Below are 16,053 nucleotides of genomic sequence, written 5' to 3'. Positions count from 1 at the left end.
ATGGGTAAGCGGCGATCTTAAGGAGTTCTCATCATGAAGATTTCGTCGACATTTCGTTCAGTCGCGTTTGCCGCCATCGCCACTGCGGGCGTAAGCCTTGCCAGCGCCGCGCATGCCGACAGCGGGACGATCCGCTTCTCCGTCTACAAGGCTGCCTTCTTTGTGGGTGGCTCTGGAGGCGAAGGCACGCTGACCTTCCATGGCCGCCGCTATCCCGTCTCTGTCGGCGGCATCTCAGGCGGCCTCGCCTTCGGGGTTTCCAAGACCTACTTCCAAGGTACCGTTCGCCACATTCGCCGCGTCCGGGATGTAACGGGGGTCTATGGGGCGGCGGGCGGTGGCGGTGCGCTCGGCAAAGGGGCCCAGGTGATCGTCATGACCAACGACAAGGGCGCCCAACTCGAGCTCACCGGCAAGCAGGTAGGCATGCAGGTCAACGCCGATCTCAGCGGTATGGCCATTACGGTGAAGTAGGACGTCGCTCCGTTCGGCGTCCCTGCGGTCGGTTCACTACGCTGCATACAACGGTAGGCTTTCTAGCCATGCCATTTAGGAAGCCGACGTTCCGCTTTCGGCCAAAACCGCGACGTCCGAATGGTGGCTTGGCGATGTCGGCAGTTGGCGACGGGACCAAGAAGCATGCCTGCGTTCCACCAATGCCCGCCGCGCAAGCCTGCCACAAGCTTGTTGAGGCATGGTCTGGCTAAGGAAAACCGATAAAAGGCGGACTTTCTTGGCGATTTCTCCACCCAGCGACATCGTTATGGATGTGGCCCGAGCCGTCGACCCGACGGACATCGAGGCCGCCCGTGCCGCGCTGACCAAGCGCGCGGGTGGTGCTACCGGGACGTTTTCGGTCGACACCGCCGCTTCGGTCGATGCCGGCTCGATCCTGTCGCGGGCCACCGCCGACAAGGCCGCGACGACCGACCCGGCCAAGAAGTTCAAGAAGTTCGAGGCGATGGTGCTGCAGACCTTCATCCAGAACATGCTGCCCAAGGACACCGAAGGCGTCTACGGCAAGGGCCTCGCCGGCGACATGTGGAAATCGCAGCTTGCCGAGCGGGTGGCCGACGTGATGGCCGAACGCGGCGGCATCGGCATCGCCAAGTCGATGCTCGCCGACCACTATCTCGAAGGCAAGCGCGTCGTGCCGGTCGGTCCGGTTTCGGGCGGGCCGGAAAAGACCGAGATCGATCAACAGAACAGCCTGTCGACCTCGCTGGTCCACGAATTGCAACGCAAGGCGGCCCGGTCGATCACCGGTGACGACATAGCCATCAAGACAGACATCAAGATCTAGGAATGCCCCCGAAACCGGCAGTCGGTTTTGGGAAGGATCATGCCAAAACACTGAGACAGTGCGTATCCGAGTTCAATCTAACCAGACCGGGATTCTCATGGCCGACTTTTCGGAATTCACCGCCAACCTGCCAGCACGCACGACCGCGTCGGAAGCGCCGATCCCGTTCGCGCGCCCGGGCAACCTTGCCGCCATCATCGGCCGCATCGAGGAAGTGGTCGAGGAAGAGACGGCCGGCATCCGCAACGCGACCAATTATGATCTCAAGGCGTCGAACGCCCGCAAGAGCCGCTATCTCTACGAACTGACGCGCGCCATGCGGGGCGGCAGCGAAGCCGAATTCCTCGAACAGCACCGCGAAGGCCTGACCCGGCTGCGCCATAAGCTGGCCAAGAACGAGGCGGCGATCCTGGCTCACCTCAGCGCGGTCAACGAGGTTGCCAGCCTGCTGCGGCACGCCATCCAGCGCGCGGAAACCGACGGCACCTATTCCGCCGGCGAGTTCGGCTGGATGAAGGCATGATGCCGAACACTATGGCCAGCCAAAAAGATAGTGCCGCTTTCCCATCGCCAGGAAATGACAAGGCCTGATGCTCAAGGTCATCGCCATCGCCGTCTGGATCTGCGCCGCCACGCTCGGCGCCGTGTTCTATTCGTTCCAGGCAGCCGGCGAGCGCGGTGTCGGCGAGACACCGAAGCCGATGCTGGGTGGCCTGGACTACGTCAAGACCGACATCATTTCGGTACCGCTGATACGCGATTCCCAGATCGGCGGCTATTTCCTGACCAAGCTTGTCTACACGGTCGAGCCCGAGCAGATAAAGAAGCTGTCCATTCCAGCGGAAGCGCTCATCACGGACCAGGTCTATACCTACCTCTATTCCAATCCGCAGATCGACTTCACCAATAAGGCGACGATCGACCTCGATGCCTTCCGCGCCGCGATCCGAGATACCGTCAACACCCGTGTCGGCGCCACTCTGGTGCATGAGGTTCTGATCGATCAGGTCAATTTCCTGAGCAAGGACGAAATCCGCGACAACTGGCTGCGCCGCAAGAAAAGCGAGACGGCAGCGGAAATGACCAAGGCATTCAAGGAACATTGAGCAGCCCGGCTCGCCGCTGCGCCTAAGCCACGGTCACACCGGGGACGTCATCCGCTGCGGCGATAGGAACCAGCCACCGGAATCCGCGTTGACGTAAACGTCAACCCAAAGCTATATGCGACCGTGATCGCGAAAGCGCGGCATGGAGCTTCGAGCGCCGCTGCGCGACAGATGCAACAGACAAGGAGAACAGCGTGAGCGTTCAGGAGATTGCAGAGAAGATCAAGTCGCGCGTGGCGAGCAGCGGATTCGATCGTTCGGTGAAATTCGACACCGGCGCCGACGGCGTCATCGTCATCGACGGCACAACCATTTCAACCGCTGACGGACCCGCCGATTGCACCATCAAGCTCTCGCTCGACGATCTGGATTCGCTGATATCGGGCGACCTGAACCCGACCATGGCGTTCATGACCGGCAAGATAAAGGTCGAAGGCGACATGACCGTCGCCATGGCGCTCAGCCAGCTGATCGGCTGACCGCTAGTGAGACGCACAAAACGCCGCCCGATGGGCGGCGTTTTTGTTTTGAGCCGAAGCCGGGTGGCCGCTTCGGGCAGCCCTTGCAGCTCAGGCCGCCGACGTCAGCTGCTGCGCCTTCAGCTTACGTCCCGCCGCCTTCAGCGTGCCGTGTACGCCGTCAAGCGCGCCGTCGACCAGTTCCAGCGCCAGAAGGCGATGCCGCTCATAAGGGCCGGGCATGGCGAGCGAACCGGTCCTGGCGGCCGAAAACCCGAAGCGTCCGTAATAGGGCGCGTCGCCGACCAGCAGGATCGCCGCATGGCCAAGCCGCGCCGCCTCGGCGATGGCATGACGCATCAGCCCCGAGCCGATGCCGGCACTCTTGAGCGACGGTTCGACGGCGAGCGGACCAAGCAACAGCGCTGCCGGACCGCCCTCGCCCAGCCTGACATCCCACAGCCGCACGGTGCCGGCGACGGCGCCGGATGCATCACGAGCGACGAAGGCCAGGCCTTCCGAGGGCCGGCGGCCGCGCCGCAGCTTCTCCGAAGACTTCTTCCTGCGCATCGGACCCATGGCGTCGTCTAGCAGCGCTTCGCGCGCTGCAACGTCGGCTGAGGTTTCGGCGACGATGGCAACGGCGCGGGCACTCTCCCCCACAAGGGGGGAGATCGGCCAGACGCCCTCATCGATGAAATTTGCAATGTCCATTTCCGCAATCCCTAGCGAGCGGAGATCTGTCCCACAGGCGAGCCCGGGTGGACGCCAGACGCCCACCTGGGATGATCTGAGCGGCTCTTGCGAACCGTCAGATCACGTAGGATCGGAGAGGCTCGAAGCCGTTGAAGGCGACCGCCGAGTAGGTGGTCGTGTAGGCGCCGGTGCCTTCGATCAGCACCTCGTCGCCGATGGTCAGCGACAAGGGCAACGGATAAGGCGTCTTCTCGTACATCACGTCGGCGGAATCGCATGTCGGGCCGGCGAGCACGCAAGGCGCGGTCTCCGTGCCGTCATGCGCGGTGACGATCGGGTAGCGGATCGCCTCGTCCATCGTCTCGGCCAAACCGCCGAACTTGCCGATGTCGAGGAACACCCAGCGCACATTGTCGTTGGCGGCCTTCTTCGAGATCAGCACGACTTCCGACTTGATTACGCCGGCATTGCCGACCATGCCGCGGCCCGGCTCGATAATGGTTTCCGGAATGGCATTGCCGAAATGCTTGCGCAGCGCCGAGAAGATAGCCTGGCCATAGGCCTTGGCCGCCGGCACGTCACGCAAGTAGCGCGTCGGGAAGCCGCCGCCCATATTGACCATCTTAAGCACGATGCCTTCCTCGGCCAGCGTCGCGAACACCGTCTTGGCGTCAGCCAGCGCACGATCCCAGGCGGTCAGGTCGGTCTGCTGCGAGCCGACATGGAACGACACGCCATAGGCGTCGAGGCCGAGTCCCTTGGCATGGCGCAGCACGTTGACGGCCATCGCCGGCACGCAGCCGAACTTGCGCGACAGCGGCCACTCGGCGCCCTCGCCATCGGTCAGCACGCGGCAGAACACGCGCGCACCGGGAGCGACGCGGGCGATCTTCTCGACCTCTTCGACGCAATCGACCGCGAACAGGCGGATGCCGAGCTGGTAGGCGCGTGCGATGTCACGCTCCTTCTTGATGGTGTTGCCGAAGGAGATGCGGTCCGCCGGCGCACCGGCGTCCATCGCCATCTCGACTTCGGCAACGGAAGCGGTGTCGAAGGACGAGCCCATCGCAGCAAGGAGGCGCAGGATTTCCGGCGCCGGGTTTGCTTTCACCGCATAGTAGATCTTGGAATCGGGCAGCGCCTTCTCGAAGGCGCGGAAATTGTCGCGCACGACATCGAGGTCGACGACGAGGCAGGGGCCGGTCGGACGTCGGGTGGCGAGGAAGTCAAGGATACGCTGGGTAGCCATCGGGGTCTCTCCATCAGCGCCTTTCGGCGCGCAATAAGGCTGCGGGACGCGGGCTGTCGGCCTCGCGAACACGCGGTGGACAAAGGCGGGACGGAAATCCATGGAACCAGCCGGTGGAGACCCCGGAACCATGAAACGCCGTCTCGCGGCGGTGAACCTTGGCCTTGCCCGGCCTCGGTTCGCTTTGTCTGCCTTGGCTTGGATGGGAGACCCGTCCGCACTGCCGGCAATGAAGGTGTGCCTCTTCAGTAACCCCGGTCTTTGGACAACCGGCAGAACACCAGAAAGGCCCGCACCGTCGTTGCTTCAAGGTGTCCTCGGTCTGGCGGTTGGCCGCTAAACCGACTGGAGGGGTTGGCTCCAGTTACCTTACCGATTTCCCTCACCATTCGAGGATCGGCGGACACCCACAGGCACGTGCGACTTTGGGCAAGCGCGATATAAGAGCGTCGGCTTTCACAATCAATAAAAATCGCATCCAAGGTTGTAAAATTTCTGGCATCGAACAATGTTGGTGCAATCGTATCCGGATATCGAACGATGCCAGGCACGCACGGCCCCCTCAACGCCTTTCTCGACGTTCGCCAGATGCCGGTGGCACATGCCGAGCTAGGACCGCTGGCCGGTTTGCGGCTGGCCGTCAAGGACATCTACGACGTCGCCGGCTACCGCACCGGTTGCGGCAATTTGCAGAAATTCGCCGAAAGCGACGCCGCCTCGCGCACCGCGCCGGCCGTGCAGATGATTCTCGATGCCGGCGCGCGTTTCGTCGGCAAGACCCAGACCGACGAACTTGCCTTCGCGCTGTTCGGTCAGAATGCGCATTTTTCGTTTCCGGTGAACCCGGCAGCGCCCGACCGCGTCACCGGCGGCTCGTCGTCGGGGTCGGCTGCGGCTGTGGCAGGCAGGCTGGCCGATATCGCCACCGGCTCCGACACCGGCGGCTCGATCCGCGCACCGGCGAGCTTTTGCGGGTTGATTGGGCTGCGCACCACGCATGGCCGCATTTCGCTCGACGGCGCGATGAAGCTGGCGCCGAGCTTCGACACGTTCGGCTGGTTCGCCGACGATATCGAGACCTACGAGACAGTGGGCAAGCTGCTGCTTGGCCGCGACCCGCACCAGCAAGCGTTGGAACGCCCGCTGGCGCTGGACTGGCTGGATGGACTGGTCGCCCGCCCTGCACTTGCCGAATATGCTGGGATGAAGGCGCTGGCGAGCAAGGTTTTCGGCACGCCTGCGACCCCGGCGGCGCCCTTCGCTTCGTCTCCGGATGAACTCTACTGGTGCTTTCGCCGGCTCCAGGCCAAGGAAGCCTGGGCGGTGCATGGCGCGTGGATCACCAGTGGCGAGCGCGACCTCGGCCCCGGCGTCGATGAACGTTTCGGCTTTGGCCGCGCGGTCGACGACCGCACGGCACAGGCCGAGACGGTGCGCCGGCTGACCTTCAGCGCCGAACTGAATGCCCTGCTCGGCAAGGACGGCTTCCTTGTCGTGCCGACGGTGCCTGGCCCGGCGCCCTACGTGGACAGCACGCCGGAGCAGTTCCAGGCCTATCGCGAGCAGGCGCTGCGGCTTCTGTGCCTGGCCGGCCTATCGGGTTTTCCGCAAATCACCTTGCCCATCGGCTCGGTCGCCGGCGCGCCGTTCGGCCTGTCGCTGCTTGGCCCTTCCGGCAGCGACATTGCCCTGATACGGCTCGGCCGGAAACTTCTCGACGCCGCACGAAAGGCCTGACCATGGACACACTGACCCGCATGCGTGCCTTCATCGATGTGGTCGAGGCCGAGGGCTTTTCGGCGGCGGCGCGCAAGATCGGCCGTTCCAAGGCATTGCTGTCGAAATATGTGCGCGAGCTGGAGGACGAGCTCGGCGCGCTGCTGCTCAACCGCACCACCAGGCAGTTCTCGATGACCGAGGCCGGCCACACCTATTACCGGCGCGCCTCCGAGATCGTGCGCGAGGTCGACAGCCTGGCCGATGCAGTGCGCGAATCCTCCGGCGATGTGCGTGGCCGGATCAAGCTGTCGGCGCCGCGCACCTTCGCCGATGCGCCGATCGGCCAGTCGCTGATCGACTTCGCCAAGCAATATCCCGACATCGTGCTCGACATCCAGCTCGACGACCGTTTCGTCGACCTTGTCGAGGAAGGCTTCGATCTCGCGGTGCGCATCTCGCGGCTGGAGAACTCGTCGCTGATCGCCAGGCGGCTGGCGCCGTTTTCGATAAGGCTGTGCGCCTCTCCCGAACTGATCGCCAAGCACGGCATGCCGACCCGGCCGCAAGATCTCGGCCGCATGCCCTGCATCGTCGACACCAATGGCCGTGGACTGAACAACTGGCCGTTCAAAGGCGAGAATGGCGATCCGGTGAGCGTCGCGGTGTCGGGTCCGATCGAGGTCAACAGCCCGATGACGGCGCGGGCCGCGGCCCTGGCGGGGCTCGGATTTTCCGTCCTGCCGGATTTCATCGCCGCGCCCGATCTCGAAAGCGGGCGGCTGGTAACGGTGCTCGATGACCGCATCCTGTCGGGCGGCGGTATTTTCGCCGTCTATCCGCACCGCCGCTACCTGCCGGCCAAGGTCCGCGTTTTCGTCGACTTTTTGGTGCAGTGGTTCAGGACGCGTGAGGCTGCCTGACCGTTCCAAGCCGCTGCCCGCTTTTGGGCGACACCCACCAGCGGTCCCAATTTCGCCCCCTTTCTGGTAACTCCTCGACATCTCTCCGAGGCCGATGGAATCGCGACCGAGAATGCACCTGAAACGGCACGCAATCATGCTGGCTTCGGCCTTGGCGGCGATCTTTGCCGCCACCGGACCGGCTTATGTGCATCCCCATGTCTTCGCTGAGGCTCGCCTCGACGTGATCCTCTCGCCGGATCACCAAAGTGTGAAGGCGCTGCGCCATCTCTGGCGCTTCGACGATCTGTTTTCCTCGACGGTGATGATGGAGTTCGACAAGAACTCCGACCTGAAGCTCGACGACAAGGAGCTGAAGGAGGTTGCCGACACCGTCCACGCCTCGCTGGCCGAGTTCAACTACTTCCAGCTCGTCACTGTCGACGGCAAGGACGTGGCGATGACGCCGCCGCCGCATCTGATGGCCAATTTCGACAATGACCAGCTGATCATCCTGTTCGAGTCCGAGCCGAAGGAGCCGATCAAGCTCAACGGCAAGATCGACATCGGCGTCTACGATCCGACCTTCTACACGGCGATCGATTTCACCGAGGACCGCAACATCACGGTTGAAGGCCTGCCGTCGAATTGCACGAGCAAGGTTATCCGTCCCGATCCGGACGAGGCGATCGCCGAAAACCAGAAGACCCTGACCGATGCCTTCTTCAACGATCCGACGGGCACCGACATGAGCAAGATCTTCGCCACCAAGCTCGAACTGAACTGTCAGCCAGAAGGATGAAGCCGGTGACGAAACCGTCCCTGCGTTTGGCATTCGGCCTGTTGGCCATCACCTTTGTCATGATGCATTTCGCCAATTCCGCCCATGCCCAGAGTTCGCTCGGCATCGGCGTCAATGACGGCATGGCGCCCACCACCGGCCCGTTCGCCCACATCCTGATGTGGATCAATCTGAGGCAGCAGGAATTTTACCGCGCGCTGGCGACGGCGATGAAGGCGATGCGCCAGGACGGCAGCAAGCTGTGGGTGCTTATCGGCCTGTCCTTCGCCTACGGCATTTTCCACGCCGCCGGCCCCGGTCACGGCAAGGCGGTGATCTCGTCCTACATGGTGGCCAATGAAGTGGCGCTGCGGCGCGGCATCCTGTTGTCCTTCGTCTCGGCACTGCTGCAGGGCCTGACCGCGGTCGCGGTGATGGCGGTCGCCTATTTCGTCCTGCGCGGCACCGCCGTCTCGATGACCGATGCGGCCTGGTTCATGGAAATCATGAGCTTTGTTTTCGTTACCCTGTTCGGTGCCTGGCTGCTGTGGCGCAAGCTCGGCCCCTCCGTCCTGCGCCTTTTTGGCAGAGGCCCCGCCTATAGCCTGTCGGCGGCTCACGCCGGTCATTCCCATGCGGGTCATTCGCACGCCGGCCATTCGCATGCCGGCCACTCGCATGGTGGTCATTCGCATGCAGTGCATTCGCATGCTGACCATGACCATTCGGCGCATGCCCATTCGCACGCCCTGCACGTGCATGACGATCACGACCATGCGCACTCGCACGATCATCACGAGCACGGTGCGCATGATCATGGCGCACACGACCATGCTCATCACGATCATGCGGCCGGCGAGGTCTGCGACACCTGCGGCCATTCGCATGCGCCTGATCCGGCGCTGCTGTCTGGCGACCGCTTCGACTGGCGCACGGCCTGGTCGGCAGTGGCGGCTGTCGGCATGCGCCCCTGTTCCGGCGCGCTGATCGTCCTGAGCTTTGCACTTCTCAACGGGCTCTGGCTCGGTGGCCTGCTGTCCGTGCTGGCCATGTCGCTGGGAACCGCCATCACCGTTTCGGCCCTGGCGACGCTGGCAGTGACCGCCAAGAACTGGGCGGTGTATTTCGCCGGTGACGGCCGCATGGGCAACCGCATCCACTCGATCGTCGAGATCGGGGGCGCGGCGTTCGTCTTCCTGTTTGGGCTGTTGCTGCTGTCGGCGAGCCTGGCGACGGGTGGATGATGTTGCGGTTGGCGAGGCTCCGGGTTTAACCCGCGATCTCGCCGCCCAGCTCATCCTCGATATGCGCGCGGATAATCTCGTCAAAGCTCTTCTCGGCGCTGAAGCCGAGCTCCCTTGACCGCCGCGCCTCGAACCGCGTCGGCCAGCCCTTGACGATCGCCCAGATCGTCTCGTCCGGCTCCTCGCGGATCAACTTCACCGCCCTCGATCCGGCGATGCGGTCGAGTGCCTCGATCTGCTCGCCGACTGTGACCGCGACGCCGGGCATCGTCAAATTGCGGCGCGGCCCGACAGCGTTGCCGTCGATCTCCGCCGCATGGATCAGGAAATTGACCGCCGAGCGCGGGCTGGCATGGGTGTGCATGACCGAGCGCGGCACTGGCAGGATTGCCTCATGGCCGCTCAACGGCTCGCGGATGATGCCGGAGAAGAAGCTGGAGGCTGCCTTGTTCGGCTTGCCTGGCCGCACGCAGATGGTCGGCAGCCGGATGCCGATGCCGTCGAAGAAGCCACGCCTGGAATAATCGGCGAGCAGCGCTTCGCTCATCTGTTTCTGGGTGCCGTAGGAGGTCAGCGGCGTCGGATGGAATTCATCCGGGATGACATCCGGAAACGGCGCGCCGAACACCGCGATCGACGAGGTGAAGACGACGCGCGGTGCAAAGCCCGCCAGGCGGATGGCATCGAACAGCGCCCGCGTGCCGTCGAGATTGACGCGGTAGCCGAGATCGAAATTCGCCTCCGCCTCGCCCGACACGATACCGGCGAGATGAAAGACGACATCGGGGCGCGACGCGACCAGGCGCTCTGCGGCACCCGTCTCGGCGAGATCGCCGGTGTGGATCGTGACGCTGACGCCGTCCATGGCTAGGGCCTGCGGCGGCACGATGTCGTGCAGGTCGAGTGCTGCGACCTTGCGGCCGCGCAGCGTGCCGTCCTTGGCCAGCCGGGCAATGAGCTTGCGGCCGACCATGCCCGCGGCGCCAGTGATCAGAATACGCATGTCGAAATCCCTTATTTGCCCTGGTTTTTGCGCTGGTTGCGGGCCCGCAGCCAGAACACCGAGAAAAACGCCAGCACGAAGATGATGCCAAAGGCACCGGCCAGCACGGTCGAGAAACTGCCAAGCGCCAGCATCACGGTCGGCAGATAGAAGGCGGCGATACCGAACAGAAGCATGATCCACGCTGCCGCGATGGCCGCATTCCTGGTGTCGCGGTCCATTATGCTGCACCCGGGCAGCGGGTCTTCATCAAGCTGGTTTTCAAGGCTTTGGGACTCCTGGGGCAGGACCAATCGATATCAATCGATCAGGCCTGGTGATGATGGTCGTGAAGCGCGGCCGCACCATGCTCGTGATCATGATCGTGGTCGTCGCCATCGTCGGCGCACTGTCCGAATTCCGGTTCCACGGTGGCATGGCTGATGCCGTGCTTGCTGGCAAGCCGCTTCTTGATGGTGCTCACCGCCTGGTAGGCATCGACGCCTTCGGTAAGGCAGGCATGCAGCGTCGCCATGTTGCTCGTTCCGTCGAGCGACCAGACATGCATGTGGTGCACTTCACGCACCCCCTGGACCGTCGCTTCGATATCCCTGGCGATCAGGTCGCGGTCGAGGCTCGGCGGCACGCCCTCGAGCAGGACATGGGCGGCGGCGCGCATCAGCGACCATGCCGTTGACAGGATCAGCAGCGAGACCAGGACCGACAGGATCGGATCGATCGGTGTCCAGCCGGTCGCCAGGATCACCAGCGCGGCAACGATCGCCGCTGCCGAGCCGAGCAGGTCGCCGAGCACATGCAGGATGGCGCCCCGCATGTTCAGGCTTTCGCGGTCGCCGCCATGCAGCACGAGGAAGGAACCGATATTGACCAGCAGGCCGAGCACCGCCACCACCAGCATCGGTCCGCCGAGCACCGGTGTCGGCGCCAGCAGGCGCCCCCACGCCTCGTAGACGATCCACAGCGCAATGACGAAGATGGCGATGCCGTTGGTGTAGGCCACCAGCGTCTTGACCCGGCCGAAGCCATAGGTGAGACGGCCGGTCGCCGGCCGGCCGGCAAGATGAAATGCATACCACGCAAGGCCGAGCGCGATCGCATCGGCGAGCATGTGGCCGGCGTCCGCCAGCAGTGCCAGCGACCCGGTAAGAAGGCCGCCGAGCGCCTCGGCGACCATGAAGCCGCCGGTCAGGCAGGCGGCGATCAGGACGCGTTTTTTGTCCGTCGAGCCATGCACATGGCCGGCGCCGTGATCGTGTCCGCTGTGATCGTCGGAATGGGTATGTGCCAATGGCAACTCCCGTTGCGCGCCGAATTCAGTTCACGCGCCAAATTCGGCGCGAAAATCCTCAAGCCGTCGCTTCTGCTGGCCGTCGCCATCGAAATTGGCCGGGTCGAGCCACGCTTCATAGGCTTGACCCAGGGCCGGCCACTCCTTGTCGATGATCGAATACCATGCCGTATCGCGGTTTTCACCCTTGACGATGAGATGCTGGCGGAAAATGCCCTCGAACTTGAAGCCGAACCGTTCGGCCGCCCGCTTCGATGGCTCGTTGCGGTTGTTGCACTTCCATTCGTAGCGGCGATAGCCGAGCTCGTCGAAGATGTATTTCATGAACAGGAACTGCGCTTCGGTCGCTCCGGGCTTGCGCGAGATGAGCGGTCCCCAATAGATGTTGCCGATCTCGATGACGCCATAGGCAGGATCGATGCGCATCAGCGTCTGGCGTCCGGCGACCTTGCCGCTGGCCTTGTCGATGACGGTGAAGAACAGTGGATCTTCGCTGGCCTCGACCTTGTCCAGCCATGGCTGGAAGGCGGCACGTGTCTCCGGCGGATAATCGGGCAGCCAGGCGAAGCGGCCATCGACGTCGGACACGGAAGACGCTTCATACAGACCGTCGCCATGTTTTGCGGCGCTCAGTGGTTCGAGCCGGACGGTGCGGCCGTCGATCGCCATGCGCTCGGGCCGCGGACGCGGTTGCCAATCTTTGAGATTTTCCGACACCGAATGCTCCAATCCGTTTGACTTTTGCCGGCCAAGGCTCACAAAAACGCACGCCAACAGTAAGAACCACACGGACGGGAAAAATGCTCCACACGATTTCGGCCTTCGACCGTCTGGGCGAGGAAAACGCCTTCGCCGTGCTCGCGCGGGCGACAGCACTTGCGAGCCAAGGCCGCGACATCGTCAACCTCGGCATCGGCCAGCCCGACTTCAAGACGCCGCAGCACATCGTCGAGGCGGCGATCAAGGCGCTGCGTGACGGCCACCACGGCTACACGCCGGCCAATGGCCTGCTGGCAACGCGCGAAGCGGTGGTGCGGCGCACGCTGACCACCACCGGTGTCGAGATATCGCCTGAAACGGTGATGATCCTGCCCGGCGGCAAGCCGACCATGTTCGCCGCGATCCTGATGTTCGGCGAGCCTGGCGCCGAGATCCTCTATCCCGATCCCGGCTTTCCCATCTACCGCTCGATGATCGAATTCACCGGCGCGGCACCGATCCCGGTGCCGATGCGCGAGGAGAACGGCTTTGCCTTCTCCGCCGACGAGACGCTGGCGCTGATCACCTCGAAGACCAGGCTCTTGATCCTCAATTCGCCAGCCAATCCGACCGGCGGTGTCACGCCGCGCGTCGAGATCGAGAAGCTGGTCAAGGGGCTGGAGAAGCATCCGCAGGTCGCCATCCTCTCCGACGAGATCTATGACGTCATGACCTATGACGGCGAGACGCATTGCTCGCTGCTCGGCTTTCCCGAGATCCGCGACCGGCTGATCGTGCTCAACGGCTGGTCGAAGACCTGGGCGATGACCGGCTGGCGCATGGGCTGGTCGATCTGGCCGAATGGCGACAAGGGCACCCATCTCTACGACAAGGTGCGCAAGCTGGCGGTCAATTGCTGGTCCTGCGTCAACGCGCCGAGCCAGTTTGCCGGCATTGCCGCCATCGACGGCCCGCAGGACGATGTCGACAAGATGATGCGCGCCTTCGACCGTCGCCGCAAGATCGTGGTCGAGGGGCTGAATGGCTTGCCCAACGTCTCCTGCATCACGCCCAAGGGTGCCTTCTATGCCTTCCCCAACGTGTCGAAGACCGGCTGGAAGGCCAAAAAGCTCGCCTCGGCGCTGCTCGACGAGGCCGGCGTGGCGCTGATCGGCGGCCCCGATTTCGGCATTCTCGGCGAAGGCTACATCAGGCTCTCCTACGCCAACTCCGAGGAGAACATCTTGCGGGCGCTGGAGCGGATCGGAACGTTCCTGGCGAAGTGAGGCTCAGCGCGCGCTGTCCATCGATATCCCCGACCGGAGAAAGTGACATCGGATGTTCTACGCAATCCTCGCCTATCACGTGGAAGATGCGATCAAGGCGTTGACGCCGCGGGAAGATGCGGCTCTGATGGCCGACCTGCTGAAGATCAACACCCGGCTTCATGAGGAAGGCACGCTAGGACCGTCCGCGCGTCTGGGAGCGACGCAGGATGCCTTCACCCTGCGCGGCCCGGGTGACGGCGTGGTCATCGACGGCCCCTTCGCCGAGACCAAGGAACAATTGCTCGGCCTCTATGTCGTCGACTGCGCCACGCGGGACGAGGCCATCGCGATCGCCCGCGACCTTCGCCGTGTCAATCCGACCGCCGTCTATGAGATCAGGCCCATTCTGCTTTTCAAGCCCGGCGCGCCGCTGGCGGGCAAATGAGCCAGCGGCGGAGGCCCTGCCAGCGTCCGCTGCTCACCCACGCCCCACAAACGGCATCTTGGTGGCCATCACCGTCATGAACAGCACATTGGCGTCGAGCGGCAGGCTGGCCATGTGGACGACGGCGTCGGCAACGCGCTGGACGTCCATCACCGCTTCGGCGGCGATCGAGCCATTGGCCTGCGGCACGCCGACCGTCATCGGCTGCGCCATGTCGGTCAGCGCGTTGCCGATGTCGATCTGGCCGCAGGCGATGTCATAGGGCCGGCCGTCTAGCGCCAGCGTCTTGGTCAGGCCGGTGATGGCATGTTTGGTCGCCGTGTAGGGCACCGAGCCCGGGCGCGGCGCGTAGGCCGACACCGAGCCGTTGTTGATGATGCGGCCACCCATCGGCCGTTGCTTGCGCATGGCGCCGAAGGCGGCGCGGGCGCACAGGAACGAACCGGTGAGATTGACGCCGACGATGTCGTTCCACACCTCGACCGGGATCTCGTCGATCGGCGTCGATTTGTAGCCCATGCCGGCATTGTTGAAGAGCAGGTCGACGCGGCCGAAGGCCTCCGCCACCGTCTCGAACAGATCATCGACCTCGCCGGCCTTGCTGATGTCGCAGGCGACCGCCAATGCCTTGGCCTCGGTCGGCCCGGCCTCGGCGACGGCGGCATCCAGCACGGATTTGCGGCGTCCGCAGAACACCGTGTTCCAGCCGGCCTTGAGCAGCGCCGTGGCGACGCTCTTGCCGATGCCCGTGCCGGCACCGGTGACGATAGCGGTTCTTTGCTCGGTCATGGCTGTTGTCCTCCAGCGGCGCTGCGTGTGCACGACTGATTTTCGGGGTTTGTCCTCAGGAGAGAAGGCATCGCAAATGACGGCAGCGATGGCAAGCCGAACCGCCAGGGCCGGTCTCGAAAAATGGAATCCGCTTTTCGGAAAAGATCCTGCTCAAAAGAACGGACAGGGCCCGACAAAAAGGGCGGTCATTGGCGACCGCCCTGATCTGAACCGGGCTTGGGAGGAGGAAAAAACCGGTCCGACTGTGTAGAATCATGCGCTTCCTGAGTTAATGGAGGGTTAACCCCGGAAAGGCGATATGTGCCGATTTGGGCTACCAGCGCGGATTGGGCGAAGTCCCTGCCTTGGCCGGCACCTTGGCTGCCGAAACCGTCGCCTCGACGTGATCGACCAGCGCATCCGGCAGGCCAAGCCGGCCGGCAAGCAGATCGAGATAACCGCGCTCGGCGCGGGTGTCGGGATCGATGGTAAGGCGCGACGCGGTGTAGAGTTCGAGCTTCTGCGCATCGGTCTTGGCGCCGGCTACCAGCATGTCGAGGTCAAGCGGGCTCTCCAGCTCCTTCATCAGGAATTTCTCGGCATCGGCGCCTATGCCGGCTAGGCTGAGCTTGCCGGCGATCTTCTGGCGTTCGTCGTCGTCGATATGACCGTCGGCCTTGGCCGCCGAGATCATCGCCCGAACCAAGGTCAGCGTGAATTCGTCCTCGCCTTGCGGCGCCTGTGACGGGTGGAAGGCGGTGTCCTTGGGCGGCGGCAGCAATTCCGGTTCGCCGGTCGCGGGCGCTTCCGCCGGCGCGTTGCCGGCCTTGTAGTTCTGGTAGGCCTTGTAGGCGAGGCCGCCGATCGCGGCCAGTCCGCCAAGCTTCACCGCGGCGCCTGTCACCTCGCGGCCAGCACCAGTCCCGAGCAGCACGGCAGCGAGCGCGCCAGCCGCCAGCGGGTTGTCCTTGGCCATCTGCACGGCCTGGCCCGCCTTGTCACGGACGGTGCCGCTGGTGCCGGGAATTTGCGAGCCGAGCAGATCGTCGAGAAGCTTCTTGGGATCGAACATTCAATGCCTCCAGGATTTGCCCGGCCGAACGGGCAGGTTTCGGACGCCGAAG

19 protein-coding genes are annotated in these 16,053 nt (G+C 63.9%); 11 read left to right on the top strand and 8 right to left on the bottom strand.

The genetic code is table 11. The features are described 5' to 3' along the window. Positions 1-33: 33 nt before the first annotated feature. The 5 genes from AC1DYW_RS25520 (at position 34) to AC1DYW_RS25500 (ending at position 2,888) form a co-directional block, all read left to right on the top strand. Positions 34-474, top strand: a complete 441-nt coding sequence (locus AC1DYW_RS25520; protein ID WP_477228038.1) for a hypothetical protein — start codon at positions 34-36, stop codon at positions 472-474. Positions 475-694: 220 nt separating this feature from the next. Beyond that, positions 695-1,303 (top strand): rod-binding protein, encoded by a 609-nt coding sequence (locus AC1DYW_RS25515; protein WP_477228037.1) that lies wholly within the window; start codon positions 695-697, stop codon positions 1,301-1,303. 97 nt (positions 1,304-1,400) lie between these two features. Further along, entirely contained in the window at positions 1,401-1,826 is a 426-nt protein-coding gene (locus AC1DYW_RS25510) for a hypothetical protein (RefSeq protein ID WP_477228036.1), read from the top strand. 67 nt (positions 1,827-1,893) lie between these two features. After that, entirely contained in the window at positions 1,894-2,409 is a 516-nt protein-coding gene (locus tag AC1DYW_RS25505; protein ID WP_095084540.1) for a hypothetical protein, read from the top strand. Between the two features lie 194 nt (positions 2,410-2,603). Then, positions 2,604-2,888 (top strand): SCP2 sterol-binding domain-containing protein, encoded by a 285-nt coding sequence (locus AC1DYW_RS25500; protein ID WP_477228035.1) that lies wholly within the window; start codon positions 2,604-2,606, stop codon positions 2,886-2,888. A gap of 90 nt (positions 2,889-2,978) precedes the next feature. Here the strand turns inward: AC1DYW_RS25500 and AC1DYW_RS25495 are convergent, their stop codons facing one another. Next, positions 2,979-3,581 carry a GNAT family N-acetyltransferase gene (locus AC1DYW_RS25495; RefSeq protein ID WP_477228034.1) on the bottom strand — a complete coding sequence of 201 codons (603 nt, stop codon included), beginning with the start codon at positions 3,579-3,581 and terminating at the stop codon, positions 2,979-2,981. A gap of 97 nt (positions 3,582-3,678) precedes the next feature. Further along, complete coding sequence (odc2, locus tag AC1DYW_RS25490; RefSeq protein ID WP_477228033.1) at positions 3,679-4,812, bottom strand: ornithine/lysine decarboxylase; 1,134 nt, start codon at positions 4,810-4,812, stop codon at positions 3,679-3,681. Positions 4,813-5,352: 540 nt separating this feature from the next. On the opposite strand from odc2, the gene AC1DYW_RS25485 reads away from it, so the two are divergent. The 4 genes from AC1DYW_RS25485 (at position 5,353) to AC1DYW_RS25470 (ending at position 9,455) form a co-directional block, all read left to right on the top strand. Beyond that, positions 5,353-6,549, top strand: a complete 1,197-nt coding sequence (locus tag AC1DYW_RS25485) for an amidase (RefSeq protein WP_477228032.1) — start codon at positions 5,353-5,355, stop codon at positions 6,547-6,549. Between the two features lie 2 nt (positions 6,550-6,551). Further along, positions 6,552-7,451 carry a LysR family transcriptional regulator gene (locus AC1DYW_RS25480; protein WP_457154707.1) on the top strand — a complete coding sequence of 300 codons (900 nt, stop codon included), beginning with the start codon at positions 6,552-6,554 and terminating at the stop codon, positions 7,449-7,451. A gap of 112 nt (positions 7,452-7,563) precedes the next feature. Further along, positions 7,564-8,232 (top strand): DUF1007 family protein, encoded by a 669-nt coding sequence (locus AC1DYW_RS25475; RefSeq protein WP_477228031.1) that lies wholly within the window; start codon positions 7,564-7,566, stop codon positions 8,230-8,232. Then, a complete protein-coding gene (locus AC1DYW_RS25470) occupies positions 8,229-9,455 on the top strand; it encodes a nickel/cobalt transporter (protein WP_477228030.1) in 1,227 nt (408 codons plus the stop codon). The genes AC1DYW_RS25475 and AC1DYW_RS25470 overlap by 4 nt, the downstream gene beginning before the upstream one ends. Positions 9,456-9,480: 25 nt before the next feature. On the opposite strand, the gene denD is transcribed toward AC1DYW_RS25470, so the two are convergent. The 4 genes from denD to AC1DYW_RS25450 all read right to left on the bottom strand — a co-directional run bounded on the left by denD (position 9,481) and on the right by AC1DYW_RS25450 (position 12,463). After that, positions 9,481-10,458, bottom strand: a complete 978-nt coding sequence (gene denD / locus AC1DYW_RS25465) for a D-erythronate dehydrogenase (RefSeq protein WP_477228029.1) — start codon at positions 10,456-10,458, stop codon at positions 9,481-9,483. A gap of 11 nt (positions 10,459-10,469) precedes the next feature. Then, complete coding sequence (locus tag AC1DYW_RS25460; protein ID WP_457151440.1) at positions 10,470-10,682, bottom strand: hypothetical protein; 213 nt, start codon at positions 10,680-10,682, stop codon at positions 10,470-10,472. Between the two features lie 83 nt (positions 10,683-10,765). Then, positions 10,766-11,746: a cation diffusion facilitator family transporter gene (locus AC1DYW_RS25455; protein WP_477228028.1), complete on the bottom strand. Its 981-nt coding sequence runs from the start codon at positions 11,744-11,746 to the stop codon at positions 10,766-10,768. Between the two features lie 30 nt (positions 11,747-11,776). Next, positions 11,777-12,463: a GNAT family N-acetyltransferase gene (locus AC1DYW_RS25450; RefSeq protein ID WP_477228027.1), complete on the bottom strand. Its 687-nt coding sequence runs from the start codon at positions 12,461-12,463 to the stop codon at positions 11,777-11,779. An 83-nt stretch (positions 12,464-12,546) separates the two neighbouring features. Between AC1DYW_RS25450 and AC1DYW_RS25445 the strand changes: the two genes are divergently transcribed. Together AC1DYW_RS25445 and AC1DYW_RS25440 are read left to right on the top strand one after the other, a co-directional pair. Then, a complete protein-coding gene (locus AC1DYW_RS25445) occupies positions 12,547-13,731 on the top strand; it encodes a pyridoxal phosphate-dependent aminotransferase (protein ID WP_477228026.1) in 1,185 nt (394 codons plus the stop codon). Positions 13,732-13,783: 52 nt separating this feature from the next. After that, positions 13,784-14,158 carry a YciI family protein gene (locus AC1DYW_RS25440; protein ID WP_457151430.1) on the top strand — a complete coding sequence of 125 codons (375 nt, stop codon included), beginning with the start codon at positions 13,784-13,786 and terminating at the stop codon, positions 14,156-14,158. Positions 14,159-14,191: 33 nt separating this feature from the next. Here the strand turns inward: AC1DYW_RS25440 and AC1DYW_RS25435 are convergent, their stop codons facing one another. Both AC1DYW_RS25435 and AC1DYW_RS25430 read right to left on the bottom strand, forming a co-directional pair. Beyond that, positions 14,192-14,947, bottom strand: coding sequence for an SDR family oxidoreductase (locus tag AC1DYW_RS25435; protein WP_095084551.1), 756 nt, complete (start codon positions 14,945-14,947; stop codon positions 14,192-14,194). A 316-nt stretch (positions 14,948-15,263) separates the two neighbouring features. Then, entirely contained in the window at positions 15,264-16,001 is a 738-nt protein-coding gene (locus tag AC1DYW_RS25430) for a tellurite resistance TerB family protein (protein ID WP_477228025.1), read from the bottom strand. Positions 16,002-16,053 lie beyond the last annotated feature (52 nt).

This window comes from Mesorhizobium sp. P2_D5 (assembly GCF_056404355.1).
Note: the sequence above shows the minus strand (reverse complement) of the source record. Positions and strands in the feature narration are given on the sequence as shown.